Below are 20,526 nucleotides of genomic sequence, written 5' to 3'. Positions count from 1 at the left end.
GGCCCCTCCGGGTCGCCGCGTGATCCCATCCCGCAGAACCGTTCTGCGGGCTCCAGAGAACATTGAGGAGCACCACGATGGCGAAGGCTGAACTCCGCAAGCCCAAACCCAAGTCCAACCCGCTCAAGGCCGCCAAGATCACGGAGATCGACTACAAGGACGTGGCCCTGCTGCGCAAGTTCATCTCGGACCGCGGGAAGATCCGCGCTCGCCGCGTGACCGGCGTGACCGTCCAGGAGCAGCGCAAGATCGCCCAGGCCGTCAAGAACGCCCGTGAGGTGGCCCTGCTGCCCTACGCCGGCGCTGGCCGCGGCTGATCGAGCAGAGGAAGGAAGACAGATGGCAAAGCTCATCCTGACCCAGGAGGTCGCCGGCCTCGGCGCCTCCGGTGACGTGGTCGAGGTCAAGAACGGGTACGCCCGCAACTACCTGCTCCCGCGCGGTGTCGCCACCGTGTGGACCAAGGGCGGGGAGAAGCAGGTCGAGTCCATGCAGAACGCCCGCGCCGCGCGCGCCGTGGCCAACCTGGAGGACGCGCAGGCCCTGGCCGCCAAGCTCCAGGGCGCCACGGTGAAGCTCGAGCGCACCGCCGGTGAGGGCGGCCGCCTGTTCGGCGCCGTCCAGGCCGCGGACGTGGCCGAGGCCGTCGAGGCCGCCGGCCTCGGCTCCATCGACAAGCGCACCGTGACCCTGCCGGCCCACATCAAGTCCGTGGGCACCCACCAGGCCCACGTGCGCCTGCACGAGGACGTCGTGGCCGTGATCGACCTGCAGGTCGTCGCCGCCAAGGCCTCCAAGAAGTGATCATCCGCTTCTGACCGATCGGCTCGCCGATCACCCCGACGCCGCCCCGGTCCGCTCGCTCGAGCAGGCCGGGGCGTCGTCGTCCCCCCATCCTGACGAGACGCCCGCACCTCCGGACGGTGTCAGCCCTCGTCGTCCTCGGTGGAGCGCCGTGCGGCCTCCGGGTCGCCCTCGGCGACGCGCGAGGGGAGGCGCCGGCCGCCGTCGGGGGTGGGGAACGTGGAGCCGGGCCGGCCGCCGAGCTCGCCGATGTGCACCAGCGCGTCCCCGCGGTGCACGAGCGGGGCCTCGGTGCGGCCGATCACCACGCCGGACAGCTCCGCCTTCACGTCCGAGAGCCGCCGGCCGAACGAGTTGTAGAGCGCGCCGATGCTCTCCCCGGCCCGCACCTGCTGGCCCAGGGTGACCTCGAGGTGCAGCAGGCCGTCGGCGCGGGCCCGCACCCAGCTGGAGTGCCACACGGTCAGGGGCGCGTCCTGCTCGCCGTCCACGACGCTGGCGTGCACGATCTCCGCGTCCTCGCCCATCGCGTCGAGGGCCTCGGGGACGTCGGTGGTGGCGTCGCCGAGGGGCACCACGACGTCGGCCGCCTGGGCCGCGTCCTCGGCCGACGCCGGGGGCAGGGCCACGCCCACGTCTCCGCCGTCGACCATGCCGAGCGCGGTGAGCACGCGCAGCACGCCGTCCACGCCGGGGGCGATCGCGTACTCGTCGAAGCGCCAGCCCTCGCCGGCCTCGTAGAGGAGCACGCGCGCGCCGGTCTCCCGGGCGGCGGCGCGCAGCGAGCCGTCGCGCAGCTTGGCGTGGAAGAGCACGGGCGCACCGAACGCCTCGGCGAGCTCCCGGGTGCGCCGGTCCTCCAGGTCGCAGCGGATCTGCGGGAGGTTGGAGCGGCGGTCGGCGCCGGTGTGCAGGTCGATCCCCACCTCGCAGCGGCTGATGATCTGCGTCATCATCAGGTGAGCGATCCGGGCCGCGAGCGAGCCGCGGGCCGCGCCGGGGAAGGAGCGGTTCAGGTCCCGGCGGTCCGGGAGGTAGCGGTCCCCGGCCATCACGCCCAGCACGTTGACGATCGGCACGGCCAGCAGCGTGCCGCGCATCCGGCCGGGGGAGAGGCGCTGCAGCACGCGGCGGATGACCTCGATGCCCACCACCTCGTCCCCGTGGATCGCGGCGGACACCCACACCGTGGGGCCGTCGTGCCGGCCGTGGAGCACGTGCACGGGAAGGGTGACCTCGGCGCCGGTGACCAGGCGGGAGATCGGCAGGGAGACCTCGCGGCGGTGCCCGGGGCGCACCTCCACCTCGCCCAGGCGGAAGGACTCGCGGGTGCGCCGCCGGCCGCGTGGGGCCCGGGTGGGCTCCGCGAGGGGCGCGTCGCCGTCGTGGCGGCCGGGTGCGCTCACAGCGCGCCCCGGTTGCGGCGGCGCACGCCGCGCGGCGGCTGGCCGCCCAGGTAGGAGGCGGCCGGGTCCACCAGGAGCCCGGCGGCGGCGAGGGTGGTGCGGCCCACGAGCATGCGGAAGCCCATCTCGTCGCGGTGGGTCAGCGTGACCTCGGCCTGCACGGTGCGGCCCATGAGCGTGAGCGGCATGACGACGACGATGCGGTCCTGGACGTTCCCGTTCGAGGAGCGGACGGCGCGCACGTCGGCGATCGGCATCTCGACCACCCGTGCGTCCGCGGCGGAGGTCTGCCACGGGTGCACCTCGAAGCGGACCCAGTCGCCGCCCTCGCGCTCGAACCGGCGGATGCCGAAGGCGTGCAGCGCGGAGGTGCGGGCGCCGGTGTCGATCTTCGCCTTGATCCATGGCGTCTGTGCCCCGGGCAGGCCCACCCACTCACGCCAGCCGACGCGGGCGCCGGGGGCGTCTGCGCCGCCGTCGTGACCGGTGTGGACACCTGCGGGGATGGACACCTGCGTGTGCTTAGATTCGGTCACGTGACCCATCTTCGCAGGAACACCCGATGAAGCTCGCGATCCTCTCCCGTTCCCCGCGCGCCTACTCCACCCAGCGCCTCAAGTCCGCCGCCCTCGAGCGCGGCCATGACGTGAAGGTGCTGGACACGCTGCGCTTCGGCATCGACCTCTCCACGGAGGAGCCGGACCTGACCTTCCGTGGCCGTCCCCTCTCCTCCTACGACGCCGTGCTGCCGCGCATCGGCAACTCGGTCACCTACTTCGGCACCGCCGTCGTGCGCCAGTTCGAGCAGATGGACGTCTACACGCCCAACACGGCCGCCGGCATCATGAACTCGCGGGACAAGCTGCGAGCCACGCAGATCCTCTCCCGCCACCAGATCGCCATGCCGGCCACGGTGTTCGTGCGCAACCGTGGCGAGGTGTCGTCCGCGATCGACATGGTGGGCGGCGCCCCCGTGGTCATCAAGCTGCTCGAGGGCACGCAGGGCATCGGCGTGATCCTGGCCCCCACGAAGAAGGTGGCCGAGGCGATCATCGAGACGCTCCACGGCACGAACCAGCAGGTGCTCATCCAGCGGTTCGTGGAGGAGTCCAAGGGCAAGGACATCCGCGCGCTCGTGGTGGGGGACCGCGTGGTGGCGGCCATGCGCCGCAGCGCCCAGGGGGACGAGTTCCGCTCCAACGTGCACCGCGGGGGGTCCGTGGAGCGCGTGGAGCTCACGCCCGAGTACGAGGAGACCGCCCTGCGCGCCGCCCACATCATGGGTCTGCGCGTGGCCGGCGTGGACATGCTCGAGGGCACGGACGGGCCACTGGTCATGGAGGTCAACTCCTCGCCCGGCCTGCAGGGCATCGAGGCGGCCACCGAGCTGGACGTGGCTGGCGCGATCGTGGACTACATCGCGGACCAGGCCGGCTTCCCGGACATCGACGTGCGCCAGCGCCTCTCCGTCTCCCGCGGCTACGGGGTGGCCGAGGTCGCGGTGCACGCGGGCTCGGAGATGGTGGGCGAGAGCATCGAGGACTCGGGACTGCTGGCCAAGGACGTCCAGGTGCTCACGCTGCACCGCGGCACGTCCGTGTTCCCCAACCCCGCCGACTCCAAGGTGCTCGAGGAGGGCGACCGCCTGCTGTGCTTCGGCAAGCTGGAGAACATGCGCTCGCTCATCCCGGCGCGCTCGCGGCGCCCGAAGAAGGTGCGGAAGCTGCCGGAGAACCCCATCCTCGAGCCCGTGGCCGAGGAGGCGGCCGCCGCGCCGGCCGCGCCCGCGCTGTCCGCCACGGATCCGGGCACCGGCTCGGACGCCTGAGGGCCCTCCCGGGCACGACGACGGCGCCGCACCGTCCGGGAGCAGTTCACGCCCGGACGGTGCGGCGCCGTCGTCCCGTCAGAGGTCCTGCGCGGCGCTCACCCCGGGGCGGTGCACCGCCTCGAAGGCCTCCCGCAGGGTCGGGGACAGCGGCGCGGTGGCGCTCATGTCCGCGGTGAGATGCACCATCAGGGCCTCGGCGGTCACGGTCACGGCGCCGTCCTGGATGAGCGCGTGCTGCAGCACGAACGAGGTGGTGCCGATCCGCGAGACCCAGACCCGGGCCGTCAGCGCGGGGGCGTAGTGCACGGGGCGCAGGTACTCGAGGTGGAGCGTTCGGACCACGAGCGCGCCGCTGCCCGGCGTGAGGGGGTAGGCCCAATCGGCCAGCGCGCGCACCCGGGCCTCCTCCGCCAGCGTGACCAGCCGTCCGTTGTTCACGTGGCCGTAGGCGTCCTGGTCCGACCAGCGCAGCTGCAGCTCCGTCTCGAAGGGGGCGGGATCGTGGGCTGTGCTCATGCGCGGCACTCCTGAGGGTCGGCGGGCGCCCGGACGGGCGGGTCGTCAGGGGCGACGCTACGCCGAGCGGGAGAGGAACGCCCGGGCCGGCCGACGCCGTCGTCGCCGGGTGCCCGGTGCGGGTGCCGCGTGCCAGGGTGGGGGCATGACCGACGCGACCCCTGCCCCCACTCCCGACTCCGCTCCCACGACTGATCCCCGCGCCGCCGGCGCCCGCCTCGGCGCCCCGCTGACCCTGCCGAGCGGGGCCGTGCTGAAGAACCGCATCGCCAAGTCCGCCATGAGCGAGGCGCTCGCGGGCAGGGACCTCGCCCCCACCGTGGCCCACGAGCGGGTCTACGGGCGCTGGGCGCGCGGCGGCGCGGGCCTGCTGATCACGGGCAACGTGATGGTGGACGCGCACGCCCTGGGCGAGCCGGGCAACGTGGCGGTGGAGGACGGCCGGCACGCGGCCGCACTGCGCCGCTGGGCCGAGGCCGGCACTCAGGGCGGCGCGCACCTGTGGATGCAGCTCAACCATCCCGGCCGGCAGGCGCCGAAGTCCGTGATGCGCACGCCCGCCGCCCCGAGCGCGGTGCCCCTCGGCGGCTCCGCGGGCCGCTTCTTCGGCATGCCCCGCGCCCTGGAGACGCAGGAGGTGCGCGGGATCGTGGAGCGGTTCGCCGTCACGGCCGCCCACGCCCGGGCCGCGGGCTTCACCGGCGTGCAGATCCACGGTGCGCACGGCTACCTCGTCAACCAGTTCCTCTCGCCCGAGGCCAACCGCCGCACGGACCGCTACGGCGGGGACCTCGAGGGGCGCATGCGCTTCCTCGTGGAGATCTACGCCGCGCTGCGCGAGGAGCTCGGGGACGGCTTCCCGATCGGCCTCAAGCTCAACTCCTCCGACTTCTCCGAGGGCGGCCTCACCGAGGAGGACTCGCGGCGGGTGGCCCAGCGCATGGGCGAGCTGGGCCTGGACCTCCTCGAGGTCTCCGGCGGCTCCTACACCAGCCCCGCCATGATGGGCGGGAACAACGACGGCGGCACGTACTTCGAGCGGTACGCCCGCCGCCTGCGGGACGTCACCGACGTCCCCGTCATGCTGACCGGCGGATTCCGCTCCGCGGCGACGATGGCGGCGGCGCTCGCGGACGGGGTGACCGACATCGTGGGCCTGGCCCGGCCGTTCGTGATCGAGCCGGAGCTGGCCGCCCGGGCGATCGCGGGGCAGGAGATCGAGGTGGAGCTGCCGCGCGTGAGGACCGGCCTCGCCGCCGTGGACTCCACGCTCGGGCCGGCACTGGCCCTGCCCTGGTACGAGCTGCAGCTGGCCCGGCTGGGGAAGGGGCTCGAGCCGCAGGATCGGATGAGCGCCGTCGCACCGCTGGTCCACATGGTGCGGCAGCACGGCCCGGCGGCGCTCAGCCCGCGGCGGGGGTGAGGGGGACGGCTCAGCCCCGGTGCGCGAACGCCCCGATCTCCGTGAGGTGCCGGCCCAGGGTCAACTGGTGGACCTCGTCCGTGCCCTCGTAGGTGCGCACGGACTCGAGGTTGTTCGCGTGCCGCAGCGGCGAGTGCTCCAGCGTGACGCCGTTGCCGCCGAGCATCTCGCGGGCGTCGCGGGCGATCCCGATGGCCACGCGGCAGTTGTCCAGCTTGCCCGCGGAGATCATGGCCGGCGTGAGCGGCCCGGCGTCCTTCGCGCGGCCGATCTGGTGGGCCAGCAGGTAGCCCTTGCCGATCGCCACGGCCATGTCCGCGAGCTTCGCCTGCGTCAGCTGGTAGGAGGCCAGGGGAGCGCCGAACTGCTTCCGCCCCATCGTGTAGTCCAGCACCGCGTCGAAGGAGTCGCGGGCGGCGCCCATCGCCCCCCAGATGATCCCGTAGCGGGCCTCGTTGAGGCACTGGAACGGGCCCTTGAGCCCGACGGCGGAGTCGGCCGGGAGGATCGCGTCCGCGGGCAGGCGGACGTCCTCCAGGTGCAGCTCGGTCTGGATGGAGGCCCGCATGGACAGCTTGCCGGTGATGGCCTCGGCGGTGAAGCCGGGGGTGTCCGTGGGGACCACGAAGCCGCGCACGCCGCGGCCGTCCCCGTGCTCGCCGGTCTGCGCCCAGACGATCGCGACGTCCGCGATGGTCCCCAGCCCGATCCACCGCTTGGTGCCGTTGAGCACCCAGTCCCCGCCCGGCTCCTGCCGGGCCGTGGTGAGCATGCCGGCCGGGTCCGAGCCCGCGGCGGGCTCGGTGAGGCCGAAGCAGCCCACGGCCTCGCCCCTGGTCATGCGGGGCAGCCACGCGTTCTTCTGCTCCTCGGAGCCGTGCTTGTGGATGGCGCCCATGGCCAGCGAGCCCTGCACGGACACGAAGGTGCGCAGGCCGGAGTCGCCAGCCTCGAGCTCCTGGGCGGCCAGGCCGTACTCCACGGCCGAGCGCCCGGGGCAGCCGTAGCCGGCGTAGGGCATGCCCAGCACGCCGAGCTGGCCCAGCTCCGGGACGATCTCCCGCGGGAACACGGCGTCCTCGTACCAGGAGGCGATGTGTGGGCGGATGTGCTCGTCCACGAAGGCGCGCACGGCCAGCGCGGTGGCCTTCTCCTCGTCGGAGAACAGGGCGTCGAGGCCAACGACGTCGACGCGGCCGAAGAAGGAGTCGGACTCGGTGTGGAAGGGGGTGGTCATGGGAGTGGTCCTCTCAGTGGGAACGGGCGGCGTCGGTGGGGCGGGGCGTCCTGCTCTTCCGAGTGAAGGCGGAGATGCCGGTGATCTCACGACCCACGATCAGCGCCTGCATCGAGTCCGTGCCCTCATAGGTCGACACGACCTCCATGTCCGTCATGTGCCGCGCGATGTGGTTCTCCAGCAGCAGCCCCTGACCCCCCAGCATGTCCCGGGCCTCCCGGCACATGGCCAGGGCCTTCCGCGACGTGGTCATCTTCACCAGGGACGCCATGGCGTCCGAGAGGCGCTCCTGCTCGGCGAGCTCTGCCATCCGCCGGCACATGAGCTGCATGGACACGAGGTCGGAGAGCATGGTGGCCAGCTTCTCCTGCACGAGCTGGTAGGAGCCGATCGGCGCGGAGAACTGCTCGCGCTCGAGCGCGTAGCCGGCGGCGATCTCGAAGGCGGCCATCCCGTGGCCGAGGGCCTCCCACGAGGCCCCGCCTCGCGTCGCCTTGAGGACGCGGTTCACGCCGGCGAAGGACTCACAGCGTGCGAGGCGGTCCTCCTCCTTGATGCGGAGGCCCTCGATGCGGATGTCCGCCTGGTGGATGGCGCGCTTGGCGACCTTCCCGGTGATCACCTCGGGGGAGTAGCCGTCCGGGTAGCGGCCGTCCTCGTCCTTCTCGACCACGAACGCCTTGACCTGGCCGTCCGCCTCATCCCGGGCGTAGAGGACGACCACGTCTCCCGCGGCGCCGTTGCCGATCCAGCGCTTGTGGCCGTCGATGACCCACGCGTCCCCGTCCCGTCGGGCCGAGGTCTCGAGGGACACGGAGTCGGAGCCGTGCGCGGGCTCGGTCAGGGCGAACGCGCCGGTCTTCTCCAGCCGGGCCATCGACGGGAGCCAGCGCTGCCGCTGCTCCTCGTTGCCCAGGATGTAGATGGAGCCCATGCCGAGGTTCGCGTGGACGCCCAGGAAGGTGTTGACGGAGCCGTCCACGCGGCCCATCTCCCGGGCCACGAGGCCTGCTTCGAGGCGGGACATCCCCGGGCAGCCGTAGCCCTGGATGTAGGTGCCCACGATGCCGGTGTCCCGCAGCGCGGGAAGGATCCCCGCGGGGAACTCCGCGCGCTCCCAGTGTTCGTTGATGACGGGCTCCACGTGCTCCATCGCGAAGGCGCGCACGCGGTCGCGGACCCCGCGGGCCCGGTCGTCCAGGTCTTCGTCGAGGAGGAAGAAGTCGGGGTGGTCGATGAGGGCGGGTCGGTCGGTCATGTCGGCGTCTCCTGTCGGGGGTGGTGCGAGGTGCGGCGGGGTGGTCAGGCGCTGGAGGCGTGGTGCTCCTCGGCGTCCGCCTCCGCGTGGGCGGTCACGTCGGGCCGGAGGATCCGCACGAGGGACGCGCGGGCGTCGTCGTCGAGGGGCCGTGAACCGGACTGGTCGGGGTGGAGCTGGACGAGCACCGCCTCCGCCGTGACCACGGGCCGTCCCGCCTGGTGCAGGGCGTGCTGCACCACGAAGGAGCTGCGGCCGATGCGGGAGATCCACAGCCGCCCCGTGAGGGGGTCCACGTCGTGCACGGGCCGCCGGTAGTCGACGTTCAGGGTCCGCAGGACGCGGGGGACCCGTCGGTCGGGCCTCCAGTCCATCCGTTCCCGGAAGGCCGTGACGCGCAGCTCCTCGAGCAGGGTGACGATGCGCGCGTTGTTGACGTGTCCGAAGAGGTCCTGGTCGGACCAGCGGACCGGCAGCGGGCACTCGAACCAGCCGGGGGCGTCGGGGCCGCTCATGCTTCCCCTTCGGTCCGGGGCCCGGCCGTGGCCAGCCGCGCAGCGCGGGCTGGGGTCGTCGCGAGCCAGGAGCGGACCGCGTCGTCGTCCTCGCCCAGGTGCGGAGGCGCCTTCGGGTAGGCGACGGGGGTCCGGCTGAAGGACACCGGATTGCGGATGAGCGGGACCTGGCGGGTCTCGGGGGACCCGACCTGGACGACTGGTTCGAGGCCGAGATCGGCGGCCCGCTCCACGCCGTCGGCGATGTCGAGGATCGGTGCGCAGGGGACGCCCACGGACTGCAGGGCGGCGAACCAGTGGTCCGCATCGTGCCCGGCGAGGGCTTCGACCATCAGCGCGCGCAGCTCGTCCCGGTTCTCGTTGCGCAGCCGTACGGAGCGGAAGCGCGGGTCGGCGGCGAGCTCGGGGAGGCCGAGGCAGGCCGTCAGGCGGGAGAACTGGCTCTCGTTGCCCACGCAGATGATGAGGTCGCGTTCGGCGGTGGGGAAGGGGCCGTAAGGGTAGAGGCTGGGGTGGTCGTTGCCCAGGCGCTGGGGGTTGTTCCCCGCGGCCGCATACCCCGTCGTCTGGTTCACCAGGCCGGACAGGGCGGATGAGAGGAGGTTGAGCTCGACGTGCTGCCCTCCGGCATCTGCATTGCGGCCCCGCTCGACGAGGGCCGCCAGGATGCCGACCGCGGCATGCAGGCCGGTGACGACGTCGAAGATCGCCACGCCCGCTCGCTGGGGATCGCCGTCGGGATGGCCGGTCACATGCATGAATCCGGACATGCCCTGGACGAGGAGGTCGTAGCCGGGCATGGACGCGCCGCCCGCGGTGCCGAATCCGGTGATCGTCGTGTGGATGAGCTGCGGCCACCGGTGGGCGACGGTCTCCGCGTCCAGCCCGAAGCGCTTCAGTCCGCCCGGCTTGAAGTTCTCCACCAAGACGTCGGCGCGATCGAGGATCGCGTACGCCGTGGCCAGGTCCTCCTCGTCCGAGAAGTCCAGGACGATGGAGTGCTTGTTGCGGTTCACCGAGAGGTAGTACGTGCCGATCCCGTCACGCTCCGGAGGCATCCACAGGCGTGTGTCGTCCCCGGCCGGCGACTCGACCTTGATGACGGTGGCGCCCATGTCTGCCAGCAGCATGGTGGCATAGGGGCCGGCGAGCACGCGGGAGAAGTCGGCGACGACGACGCCGTCGAGGGGGCGTCGTTCCCCCGGGCGTCCGGGATCGAGGGCGTTCATGCCATGCTCTCCTCTCTGTGATGTGCAGCACATGCAGGACACCACCAAAGCAGTGTGATTGGATCCCGTCCAATACATATTGGACGCTTGATATATTCGCCGGACGCATCAATTCGTGTACCCACGGTGCGTCGCAGAGAGGTGGTCTGATGGACGTCCATCACGCCGAGGCGTTCCTCGCGGTCGCTGAGGAGCTGCACTTCGGCCGCGCCGCGCTGCGGCTGCGCATGGCCCAGCCGGCCTTGAGCCGCCTCATCAAGAGCCTGGAGACCGATGTCGGGGCCGTGCTGTTCGACCGCAGCACCCGGCACGTGTCCCTCACCCCCGCGGGGGTCGCCCTGGTCGACGTGGCCCGCGAGCTCGTGGCGGTGGCCCACCGCGCGCGCGACGTCGTCCGGGGCGCCGTGACGGGGGAGACGGGCCTCGTGCGGCTGGGCTTCGCCGGGGCGTCCATCAACCGCAGCGTCGCCCGCCTGGCACGCGAGGTGCGGGCCCGGTGTCCCGGCGTGCGCCTGGAGCTGCACAGCTCCCAGTTTTCCCCGCAGGGTCTCGAGCACGTGCTGAGCGGGGAGCTCGACCTGTGCCTCGGGCGCTGGGACTACCTGCCCGCGGAGGTGCGCTCCTACGTCGTCGCCCGCGAGACGCTTCTCGTGGCGGCGCCCCGGGGCCACCCGCTCGCCGGGGCCTCGTCGGTGTCCATGGCCGCCCTGGCGGATGCGGACTGGATCGTCCTGCCCGGTGGGCCGACGTCGGCGCTGACCAACCGGCTGCAGAGCCTCGCCCGCGCCGCGGGCTTCGTCCCCAGGATCCGGGAGCAGGCGCCGGACTCGTGGACGCAGATCCTGCTCGTCGACGCCGGGGTGGGCGTGGCGCTCACCCTGGACTCGGTCCGGGACAACGTGGGGGCGGACGGCGTGTCGTGGCTGGCGATCGAGGCGGGGGGACCGCCCCTGGACGTGCGACTGATCTGGCGCGATCACGAGGCCAACCGCGCCGTCCAGCGCGTCACGGGCATCGCCGCGGCACTGTTCTCCCCGCCGCGCGAGGGCGACTGAGGCGTTCATGCGCCGGGGTACTCGTACCAGCCGCGGCCCGTCTTGCGGCCGAAGTCCCCAGCCTCGTACTTCTCCTTGACGGAGCGTGCCGGCAGGGCGGACGGGTCTCCGGTCTGCTCGTACTCGGCCAGGCGTATGAGGTAGACGACGTCAATGCCGACCAGGTCCATCAGCTCGAAGGGTCCCATGGGATGGCCCAGGGCCGTCTTGGCCGCGAGGTCGATGTCCTTGAAGTCCGCGACGCCGTCCTCGTATAGGCCGACGGCCTCCCGGCGCAGGGCGTTCAGCAGGCGGTTGGCCACGAAGCCGGGGACTTCGCGCTTCAGCCGCACCGGGGTCTTGCCCAGGGACTCGACGAAGGCCGTGGCGGCGTCCACCGTCTCGGGGGCGGTGGTCTCGTGCGGCACCACCTCGACGCACGCCATCACGAGGGCCGGGTTGAAGAAGTGCAGGTTGCACACCTTCTCCGGGCGATCGGTGGCGTCGGCCACGCGCGAGGAGACGATGTTGGAGGAGTTCGTCACGAGCAGGGTGTGTGGGGGGCACACACGGTCCAGCTCCGCGAAGATGGACCGCTTGATCTTCAGGTCCTCGACGGCCGCCTCGATGACGAGGTCCGCGCTCGCGGCCACGGCGTCCCGGTCGGTCGTCAGGGTGAGCTGCTCCCAGGCGGCGTCGACGTCGGCGCGGGTCCGGCGGCCCTTCTCCACGTCCCGGTCCAGGCGGGAGCGCAGCTGGGCGCGCGCGTGGTCCAGCTGCTCCTGACGGATGTCCACGAGGGCCGTGGTGTAGCCCGCGAGGGCTGCGACGGCGGCGATCTGGGATCCCATGGTGCCGGCGCCGAGGACGACGACGGTGCGGATGTCGGTGCTCATGGAGTGGCCTTCCTGTGCTGTTGATCGGGTGTCACCGGTACCGGGGTGCGCGCTTCTCGAAGAACGCCGCGGTGCCCTCGTCGCGCTCCGTGTGGGCGTAGAGAATGCCGACCGCCAGGCGTTCGAGGAGCAGCCCGGTCTCGCGGTCCGAGTCGAAGGCGCGCTCGAGGACGGTCTTGGCCAGGCGGTTGGCCAGTGGCCCGCGGGCGGCGATCGCCTCGGCGGTCTCCCGGGCCCGGGCCATGAGCTCCTCGGGGGGCGTGACGGCGGTGACCAGGCCCATGCGCAGGGCCTCCTCGGCCGGGACGCGGCGTCCGGTGAGGATCATCTCGGTCGCATTCCCCACGCCGACCAGCCGGGCGAGGCGCTGGGTCCCGCCTGCGGCGGGGAGGATCCCCAGCCCGGTCTCGGGGAGGGCGAACTGCGCCCGGTCTGAGGCGATGCGGACGTCGCAGGCGATCGCCAGTTCGCAGCCCCCGCCGAACGCGTAGCCGTTCACGGCGGCGACGGTGGGGGTCTCCATGGCGGCGAGGCGCGCGTACAGGCCCTGCATGCGCCCGGCGAGTCCGTCCAGGGGGCCGCGTGAGGTGATCTCCCGGATGTCCGCACCGGCGACGAACGCCTTGTCCCCGGCACCGGTGACGATCAGCACGTGGATGTCGTCGCGTCGCTCGACCTCGTCCAGGACCTGCCGGACGGCTGCCTGGACGGCCTGATCCATCGCGTTGCGGGCCTCGGGTCGGTTGACGGTCATCACGCCGATGCCGTCCAAGGCGGTGAGCAGCACGAGGTCCTGCTCGTCGGCGTTCGTGGGCTGGGGGTCGGTCATGGCGGGGGCTCCTTCAGGGTGGGAGGACGGGGGTGGGCCGGGTCAGGGCCGGGCGGGCCCACGCGCCGCCAGCGCGCCCGCGGGATCGGGGCCGTCTGCGAGCCCGGCCGGCCGGTCCCCCGGCACGGTGAGGCGGACCACGAGGATGACGGCCGCAGTGAGGCCCAGGCCGAGGAGGGTGATCCACATCTGCGGGAGGAACATGAGGAAACCGCTGACGGCCAGCGCCACGCGGGCCCAGAGCGGGACCCGCCGCTCCACAAAGGCGAGGTGGCCGCCGAGGGCGCCGGCGATCGCGTAGACGGCGATGAGGCTGAACACGAACGCCAGGACGATCTCCCCCGTCCCCGCCTGGGCCACGAGGGCCGGGTTCAGGGCGAAGCCGAAGGGCACGATGTACTTCACCGCGCCGAGGCGCATGGCCTCGAAGCAGGTGGCCATGGGGGAGGCCTTCGAGATGCCGGCGGCCGCGAAGGCCGCCAGCCCGACGGGCGGGGTGATGTAGGAGACCGAGGCCCAATAGATGACGAACAGGTGCGCCGCGATGGGGTCCACGCCGAGCGCGATGACCGCGGGGACCATCACGATGGCCAGGAACACGTAGGCCGCGGAGATCGTCAGGCCCATGCCGAGCACGAAGCACACGGCGGCGCCGGCGATCAGCAGGAGGATCACGTTGTCGCCCACGAGGGCCACCAGGTCGCGCGAGAGGGACAGGGCGACGCCCGTCGCGGTCAGGCCGCCGAGGATGAGGCCGACGCCGGCGATGATGCCGATGATCTGCCCGAGCGTCCTGCCGCAGTCCACGATCATGTCGAGCCAGGCGCGGCGGGTCATCGCCACGCGGGGGCTGAGGACGGCGATCAGGATGAGGAGACCCACCACCCAGAAGGGCACCTGGGCCTCCGAGTCGAGGATGAAGAGCAGCCCCGTGAGCACCGTCAGGGCGCCGAGGTACGGCCAGCCTTGGACCAGGGAGCGTCCCAGGCGCGGCAGCAGGTGCCGGGGGGTGCCCCTGAGCCCGTGCACCGCCGCGTAGGCGTCGATCTGGAGGAAGATGCCGAAGAAGTACAGGAAGGCGGGGATGGTGGCGGCGACCAGGATGGACGTGTAGGGCACGCCGACGAAGGACACCATGAGGAAGGCGGCCGTGCCCATGATGGGCGGGGTGATGGAGCCGCCGGAGGACGCCGTGGCCTCGACGGCGCCGGCCACGCGGGGGGTGAAGCCGGAACGGATCATGGCGGGGATGGTCATGGGGCCGGTGGTCAGCACGTTGGACACGGCGGAGCCGGACATCATGCCCATGGCGGCGGACGACGTCACGGCGACCTTGGCGGAACCGCCGCGATACCGGCCGAAGACGGCCATGGAGAGGCTGTGGAAGAAGTCCGCGCCGCCCGTGTGCTGGAGCACGGTGCCGAACAGGAGGAAGCCGACGAGGAGGGTGCCGGCTGCCTGCAGGGGCATGCCGAGGATCGACTCGGTGCCCATGGAGTGGATCTGGGCGAGGGTGAGGACGTCGTAGTCGATGCCCTGCAGGATCCCGATCGGGATCTGCCCCGCGATGATGGGGTAGAGCGAGAAGGCCAGAGCCAGGGCGGCGACGATCCACCCGGCGGCCCGGCGCAGCACCTCCACGATCAGGGCCCAGAACACGACGGCGAGGACCGTGGCGATCGTGGGGGAGTTCCACTCCCAGCCGTACTGCTGGATGTCCACGCCGTTCACGGCGAAGTACAGGCAGGAGGCCACGACCAGGAGCATCAGCACCACGTCGTAGAGGGGGACGCCGCGTCGCTGCGCCTGGAGCATCCCCTCGGCCTCGAGGATCCTGAGCGCCCCGGTGCCGGGCGGCGTCCCCTCCGCGACGTCGTCCTGGCGCGTCTTGGGCTTCACGGCCGGCGTCATGATGAACACGATTGGGAGGAAGCAGGCCAGGAGGAGGTACAGGAACGCGTTCTGGAGGAGGGTGACTCCGCCGAGCCGCCAGAAGAACACCTGGTTCATGGTGACGAGCACGCCCAGGACGGTCAGGACCACGGTGACGGCGATCCAGAAGGGGGTGAGGCGCGGATTCTGACTCGTCACCGCGTTCGCATCGGCGATGGAGCCGATGTCCGTGCCTTCGGCCACGTGGCCGTCGGCCTCTGCGGTGGTCGCGATGTGGCTCATGCGTCAGCCTCCTGGCTGTCGGTCGAAGTGGCGTCGTCCTCCGGAAGGTCTTCCACGGGGGGCAGGTCGGGGAGGTTCTCCTGCTTCCAGTCGAACCACTGCTGAGCGGCCTTCTCCACCTCGTCATGGGCCTCGAGGAAGACGGGCCAGGCCTCCTTGAGCCGGCCCTCTCGGTCGAGCAGAGCCTCATGGCGCCGCTGCAGATGCGGCGTCCAGACGCCCTTGTCCTTGAAGAATGCGATCGCCCCCTCGTGGAACGGGACCACCATGGGCGTGAACATGATCTTGTCGAGGGCGAACATCTTGGCGTCCTGCGTCGCGGTCCTGTACTTGTCGAAGTTCTCGTGGATCTGGGTCACGAGCGTCGTCACCTCGTCGGCCGGGCGCGCGGCGACGGTCGCCAGGGGGATGGAGTACTGCATGTTGACGGCGGACTCGCCCTCAGCCAGGCCCGCGCCGTCCGTGAACCGCCCCGGTCTGGCGATGGGGGCCAGGCGCTTCCATGAGGCGAAGCGTGAGGGGTCGTCGCTGCTGAGGTCCAGCCACCGCACCGGGTACTGGGAGGCGAGCTCCTCGATGTTGGACCCGACGACGTTCTGGTACAGCGCGTTGATCTGTCCCGTCTTGAGCGCCTCCACTTGGCCCGCGTAGCTGACATTGACCAGGTTGGTGTCCGCCCGGGTGAGGCCGCCGTAGTTCAGGAAGGCCTCGAGCTTGCGGTTGATGGAGGTGGCGCCCACCAGGTTGGGATAGTTGCGACCCCTGAGGTCCTCCACGGTCTCGATGCCGCTGTCCTTGCGGACCAGCACGCCGTAGTTGCCCCGCGGGCTCCAGACCTGGCGGATCGGCTGGGGTCCCCACTGGGAGGAGCAGAACTCGTCATCGCCCTCGAAGGCGTAGAAGTACTCGTCGCCGCTGCGGGCGAGGTCGGCTGTGCCGTTGATGAGAGGCGCCATGCGGCCCATGCCGGTCGACGAGGTCATGAGGCGGACTTGGCGCCCGTTGACCTGGGTGAGCGTGTTCGCGACGGCGGCGAGGTCGTTGTAGGTGCCGGTGCCGACTCCGTAGGTCGACCAGACGGACTGCTGAGTGCCGTCGGTGGGGGCGCAGCCGGTCACGGCGGTCAGCGCCGCGGCCGCACCGCTGCTCAGGATGAAACGGCGTCGAGACAGGGCCATGGGGGATCCGTTCACTGCGGGGGAGTGGAGAAGGTTCCGCCATTGATGCATACCGGGAGTGATCCGTGCCACATAAGAGGGCTATTGATGCGAAATAGGAATGAGTTCCAACGGTGTCGCGCATCGGGCCGCCGTCGCCGCCCGGGCGGTGCCGAAGTGCCCTCCGGGTTAACAGGAGGTGTCAAGCTGGCTCTCCCCAGGTCAGGCGGGTTTGTCCACAGTGTTTGTCCACAGATGTGGACGGTGTGGATGGAATGCGGGCAAACCGCCGTTGCCAGAGGGGAGAGACGGGGGGGCAAGGGGGGCCTCTGTCAAGTCGACTCCGCGCTCTCCAGATGCGGAAGAATTTTCTTCTCCACAGTCGTGGGGATAGGAAAACGCCAGGTCAGGCGCCGATTCTGGGAGGCGTCACAGGGCTGTCCACAGCGCCGTCCCCAGGGCGTCCACACGACACGCCGCAGAATCCACCCGTTGTCCACACTGCCTGTGGACAACGTGCTTGCCCGGCCTCCTGACCGCGCGTAGTGTCCCGAAGTATCCCCAACGCGAGAGCGGGTATTGGCCCCAGGCCCTCGAGCCAGGCGCGCATCCGCTTGCATGATCGTCGCGGCCGGGGGCCGCCGCATCCGCCTCCCGCAGGTGGGTGCGGCGGTTCACCGTGGGGACCAGCAGGATCAGGGGCCGGCGCGCGCCGGCCATGGGGGCCGCCGTCGTTGGGGGCCGGGGAAGGGAGTCTCCGCAGTGACGGACAACTACGGAGACTCGGGCTCCTACGACGGCGGCCGTTCCACCGAGCGGTTCCTCCCGCCCCAGGACCTGGAGGCGGAGCGCTCGGTGCTGGGCGGCATGATGCTCTCCAAGGACGCGATCGCGGACGTGGTGGAGCTGCTGCGCGGCCATGACTTCTACCGCCCCAGCCACGAGATGATCTATGAGGCGATCATCGACCTCTACGGCCGCGGCGAGCCCGCCGACGCCGTCACCGTGGCGGACCTGCTGAACAAGCGCCAGGAGCTGAGCCGCGTGGGCGGCCCCGCCGTGCTCCACGAGCTCATCCAGTCCGTCCCGACGGCGGCCAACGCCAACTTCTACGCGGCGATCGTGGCCGAGAAGGCCATCCTGCGGCGCCTGGTGGGCGCCGGCACCAAGATCACGCAGCTGGGCTACCAGGGCGACGGCGAGGTCGAGGAGATCGTCAACGAGGCCCAGTCCGAGATCTACAAGGTGGCGGAGAACCGCCAGTCCGAGGACTACGTCCAGCTCTCCGAGATCATGGAGCACGCGGTCGACGAGATCGAGGCCGCGGGCAACCAGGGCGAGGGCATGACCGGCGTGCCCACCGACTTCTACGACTTCGACGAGCTGACGCAGGGCCTGCACGGCGGGCAGATGATCGTGATCGCGGCGCGCCCCGCCGTCGGCAAGTCCACGCTCGCGCTGGACTTCGCGCGGGCCGCGGCGATCCACCACAACATGGCCACCGTGTTCTTCAGCCTCGAGATGGGGAAGAACGAGATCGCGATGCGCCTGCTGAGCGCTGAGGCGACGATCGCGCTGCAGGACCTGCGCAAGGGCACCATCCGGGACGACCAGTGGTCCAAGATCGCGGCGACGGTGGGGCGGCTGAACGAGGCGCCGTTCTTCATCGACGACTCCCCGAACATGACCATGATGGAGATCCGCGCGAAGTGCCGCCGGCTCAAGCAGCGCAACAACCTCAAGATGGTGGTGCTGGACTACCTGCAGCTCATGAGCTCGGGCAAGAAGGTGGAGAGCCGCCAGCAGGAGGTGGCCGAGTTCTCGCGCGCCCTGAAGCTGCTGGCCAAGGAGCTGGACGTGCCGGTGATCGCGTTGAGCCAGTTGAACCGTGGGTCCGAGCAGCGCACGGACAAGCGGCCGCAGGTGTCCGACCTGCGCGAGTCCGGCTCCATCGAGCAGGACGCGGACATGGTGATCCTGCTGCACCGCGAGGACGTGTACGACAAGGAGTCCCCGCGGGCCGGCGAGGCCGACCTGATCGTGGCGAAGCACCGCAACGGCCCCACGAAGACCATTGTGGTGGGGTTCCAGGGGCACTACTCTCGGTTCTCGAACCTGGCAAGTGATGCGGGTGGTGGCGGAGGATTTTAATCAAGCGCTCGGGTGCACGTAGAATATTTTTCTTCCTTAATTTGTCACAAAGAGTACAGGGGGTGGAATGAGTAAGGAGAACTTTCTCCTCGGGCTGGGCATTGCCGGGTATCGAAGCATCCGAGACCCCCAATTTATAGGACCCCTGGGAAAAATAAACATAATTGCCGGAATGAATAACTCCGGGAAGTCGAACTTCCTACGCTTCGTACAAGGCTATTTGAGATCAAAATTCACCCCCTTTGCGTGGGATGATAACCCAATTCCAGATGGCCCGGGGAGGGGTTTGTTTATAGCTTACCCTGCTCCTGACGGTCGTCATCTCTCGACTATGACGAGGGGTGGTGACATATCAAGCCTTGAGTATATGTTCAGCGATCCCATTTTCCACCCCGTGGAAGGGGGTGAAGTATGGCTCAAATACTCCCTGCCAGATAATGCCAATCCTTACGAATCTCAGCGATGGACCCTTGATGGTGAATTCGCGCAGGCCGCTTCAGGGATCGAACTGCCGCGACGCGTGCCTCGGATTAGCTGGAATTCCGCTTCGATGTGGATGACTGGTACTTCCGGCGGCTTCGAGGGAGATGACGTTCGGCGGGTTCTGGATAAGGTTTTCCCTTTGAATTTTCCCCCTGTGTACACCATTGATGCATTTCGTCAAATTAGAGTCGAACCTGGTGCTAGCGATGTCGAAATCGCATCGTCACTTAATGGTGTCAACCTGGTTGAGCACCTTGCCTCACTTGAGCGGCCGGTTAGCCAGAACTACGCGCGAGATCGGCCTAAGTTTGACGCGATTAACGATTTTGCACGAAGCGTGCTGGACGATTCATCTGTTGAGATCAAGATCTCTGCAGACAGAACTGAACTTCAGGTGAGCCAGGGCGCCCGCGTTCTTCCGTTGATTAATCTAGGAACAGGGGTCCATCAGGTTGTAATCATTGCAGCGGCCTCTACTCTGGTTAGCGACAGCCTAATCTGCATGGAGGAGCCGGAGCTTCATCTGCATCCAATCTTGCAGAAGAAGCTCATTAAATTCCTGGATGAGAAGACTAGTAATCAATATTTGATCGCGACCCACTCGGCTCAGTTTTTGGATCACCCTGGCGCTAGAGTCTTTCATGTCACGCATGACGAACTCGAGGGTACAGTATGTCGAACTGCAAGTTCAGGTCCGGAAGTTGCTGCAATCTGTCATGATCTGGGATACCGCCCTTCCGATTTCATTCAAGCAAATGCGGTCATCTGGGTTGAGGGTCCATCGGATCGCATATACATCCGGAAGTGGATTGAGGTGCTAGCACCGGGTCAGTTTATTGAGGGTGTACACTACTCTGTCATGTTCTATGGTGGTGGTCTTGTGAAACACCTAACGGGGCATGACTCGAGTGAGGGGGATGGCCGAGATGACGGCGCGGAAGACTTCATCTCGTTGCGGAGGCTGAATCGTTGGTCCTCGATTGTTATTGACAGTGACAGGACGAGTGCGCAATCTAGGCTTAACGCCACAAAGAAGCGCATTGTCGAGGAGTTCAATGAACCATCCTCGACTGGACTGGCATGGGTAACGGGATGTCGGACAATAGAGAATTATGTCCCGCGAGATGTACTCGTTGAGGCCGTCGCAAAGGTGCATCCGCGCGGGACGTATTGTCCACCCGAAACAAAATGGGATTCCCCGTTGGTTATTAATTCCGGGCGAGGTGGTAGGGTCGAGCACATTTCACCCAATAAGGTGCTAATCGCCCGCGAGGTCGTTTCAAACTGGCCGCCCGGCACTTTTCCGCATGACCTTCGCGAAAATGTTCTGGGCTTGATTGACTTCATTAGGATGGCGAATATTGAGAATGTTTAATCCGAGCGAATCGTGAGGCGGGCTGAATGCTCGACGCCCGATACTTGCTGGGTGGTATTCATGACGCTGCAGGCTGGGGAAATCGCCCCATGAGCGCTGGCCGACACGGCTGCTAGGGCGTGTTGCTAAAGGAGTCGGGGACGTGAATGCGCGAGTCTGAGGACATGTCGCGTGATGTCATCTCGGACGAGGTCTGGTCCGTGATCG

Annotated in this window: 18 protein-coding genes; 7 read left to right on the top strand and 11 right to left on the bottom strand. The window is 69.4% G+C overall.

Translation table 11 applies throughout. From position 1 onward, the window contains the following. Positions 1–77: 77 nt before the first annotated feature. Together rpsR and rplI are read left to right on the top strand one after the other, a co-directional pair. Positions 78–317, top strand: coding sequence for a 30S ribosomal protein S18 (rpsR, locus tag AB0302_RS05665; RefSeq protein WP_002857788.1), 240 nt, complete (start codon positions 78–80; stop codon positions 315–317). A gap of 22 nt (positions 318–339) precedes the next feature. Next, a complete protein-coding gene (rplI, locus tag AB0302_RS05660) occupies positions 340–804 on the top strand; it encodes a 50S ribosomal protein L9 (protein ID WP_366370822.1) in 465 nt (154 codons plus the stop codon). A gap of 122 nt (positions 805–926) precedes the next feature. Here rplI and AB0302_RS05655 read toward each other — a convergent pair whose 3' ends face one another. Beyond that, entirely contained in the window at positions 927–2,117 is a 1,191-nt protein-coding gene (locus tag AB0302_RS05655; protein ID WP_366370871.1) for a succinylglutamate desuccinylase/aspartoacylase family protein, read from the bottom strand. 89 nt (positions 2,118–2,206) lie between these two features. Further along, positions 2,207–2,746 (bottom strand): RimK/LysX family protein, encoded by a 540-nt coding sequence (locus tag AB0302_RS05650; protein WP_248116773.1) that lies wholly within the window; start codon positions 2,744–2,746, stop codon positions 2,207–2,209. 26 nt (positions 2,747–2,772) lie between these two features. Between AB0302_RS05650 and rimK the strand changes: the two genes are divergently transcribed. Next, the gene (rimK, locus tag AB0302_RS05645; RefSeq protein ID WP_248116775.1) at positions 2,773–4,038 is read left to right on the top strand and encodes a 30S ribosomal protein S6--L-glutamate ligase; all 1,266 of its coding nucleotides are present in this window, start codon (positions 2,773–2,775) and stop codon (positions 4,036–4,038) included. A 78-nt stretch (positions 4,039–4,116) separates the two neighbouring features. On the opposite strand, the gene AB0302_RS05640 is transcribed toward rimK, so the two are convergent. Next, positions 4,117–4,557, bottom strand: a complete 441-nt coding sequence (locus tag AB0302_RS05640) for a thioesterase family protein (RefSeq protein WP_366370821.1) — start codon at positions 4,555–4,557, stop codon at positions 4,117–4,119. 145 nt (positions 4,558–4,702) lie between these two features. Between AB0302_RS05640 and AB0302_RS05635 the strand changes: the two genes are divergently transcribed. Then, complete coding sequence (locus AB0302_RS05635) at positions 4,703–5,980, top strand: NADH:flavin oxidoreductase/NADH oxidase family protein (protein ID WP_366370820.1); 1,278 nt, start codon at positions 4,703–4,705, stop codon at positions 5,978–5,980. A gap of 10 nt (positions 5,981–5,990) precedes the next feature. Here the strand turns inward: AB0302_RS05635 and AB0302_RS05630 are convergent, their stop codons facing one another. Genes AB0302_RS05630 through AB0302_RS05615 form a run of 4 tightly spaced genes read right to left on the bottom strand, consistent with a single transcriptional unit; the run spans position 5,991 to position 10,219 of the window. Next, entirely contained in the window at positions 5,991–7,217 is a 1,227-nt protein-coding gene (locus AB0302_RS05630) for an acyl-CoA dehydrogenase family protein (RefSeq protein WP_366370819.1), read from the bottom strand. Between the two features lie 13 nt (positions 7,218–7,230). Beyond that, on the bottom strand, positions 7,231–8,475 hold the full coding sequence (locus AB0302_RS05625) for an acyl-CoA dehydrogenase family protein (protein WP_366370818.1): 1,245 nt from the start codon (positions 8,473–8,475) through the stop codon (positions 7,231–7,233). A 44-nt stretch (positions 8,476–8,519) separates the two neighbouring features. Continuing rightward, on the bottom strand, positions 8,520–8,990 hold the full coding sequence (locus AB0302_RS05620) for a thioesterase family protein (RefSeq protein ID WP_366370817.1): 471 nt from the start codon (positions 8,988–8,990) through the stop codon (positions 8,520–8,522). After that, positions 8,987–10,219: a CoA transferase gene (locus tag AB0302_RS05615; protein WP_366370816.1), complete on the bottom strand. Its 1,233-nt coding sequence runs from the start codon at positions 10,217–10,219 to the stop codon at positions 8,987–8,989. Before AB0302_RS05615 ends, AB0302_RS05620 begins: the two co-directional genes overlap by 4 nt. A 149-nt stretch (positions 10,220–10,368) precedes the next feature. Here AB0302_RS05615 and AB0302_RS05610 point away from each other — a divergent pair, with 149 nt between their 5' ends. Continuing rightward, positions 10,369–11,274 carry a LysR family transcriptional regulator gene (locus tag AB0302_RS05610; RefSeq protein WP_366370815.1) on the top strand — a complete coding sequence of 302 codons (906 nt, stop codon included), beginning with the start codon at positions 10,369–10,371 and terminating at the stop codon, positions 11,272–11,274. A 5-nt stretch (positions 11,275–11,279) separates the two neighbouring features. Here the strand turns inward: AB0302_RS05610 and AB0302_RS05605 are convergent, their stop codons facing one another. Genes AB0302_RS05605 through AB0302_RS05590 form a run of 4 tightly spaced genes read right to left on the bottom strand, consistent with a single transcriptional unit; the run spans position 11,280 to position 16,331 of the window. After that, positions 11,280–12,149 (bottom strand): 3-hydroxyacyl-CoA dehydrogenase family protein, encoded by an 870-nt coding sequence (locus tag AB0302_RS05605; RefSeq protein ID WP_366370814.1) that lies wholly within the window; start codon positions 12,147–12,149, stop codon positions 11,280–11,282. Positions 12,150–12,180: 31 nt separating this feature from the next. Continuing rightward, the gene (locus tag AB0302_RS05600; RefSeq protein WP_366370813.1) at positions 12,181–12,978 is read right to left on the bottom strand and encodes an enoyl-CoA hydratase-related protein; all 798 of its coding nucleotides are present in this window, start codon (positions 12,976–12,978) and stop codon (positions 12,181–12,183) included. A gap of 42 nt (positions 12,979–13,020) precedes the next feature. Next, positions 13,021–15,153, bottom strand: coding sequence for a TRAP transporter permease (locus tag AB0302_RS05595; protein WP_366370812.1), 2,133 nt, complete (start codon positions 15,151–15,153; stop codon positions 13,021–13,023). Next, on the bottom strand, positions 15,150–16,331 hold the full coding sequence (locus AB0302_RS05590) for a TAXI family TRAP transporter solute-binding subunit (RefSeq protein ID WP_366370811.1): 1,182 nt from the start codon (positions 16,329–16,331) through the stop codon (positions 15,150–15,152). Before AB0302_RS05590 ends, AB0302_RS05595 begins: the two co-directional genes overlap by 4 nt. A 741-nt stretch (positions 16,332–17,072) precedes the next feature. Between AB0302_RS05590 and dnaB the strand changes: the two genes are divergently transcribed. Beyond that, complete coding sequence (gene dnaB, locus AB0302_RS05585; protein WP_366370810.1) at positions 17,073–18,461, top strand: replicative DNA helicase; 1,389 nt, start codon at positions 17,073–17,075, stop codon at positions 18,459–18,461. A 367-nt stretch (positions 18,462–18,828) separates the two neighbouring features. Further along, positions 18,829–20,319, top strand: a complete 1,491-nt coding sequence (locus AB0302_RS05580; RefSeq protein ID WP_366370809.1) for an AAA family ATPase — start codon at positions 18,829–18,831, stop codon at positions 20,317–20,319. Positions 20,320–20,526 lie beyond the last annotated feature (207 nt).

The organism is Micrococcus sp. NPDC078436 (assembly GCF_040702705.1).
Classification (GTDB): Bacteria; Actinomycetota; Actinomycetes; order Actinomycetales; family Micrococcaceae; genus Micrococcus.
The sequence above is the reverse complement of the archived record's forward strand: the minus strand, read 5'-3'. Positions and strand labels throughout refer to the sequence as shown.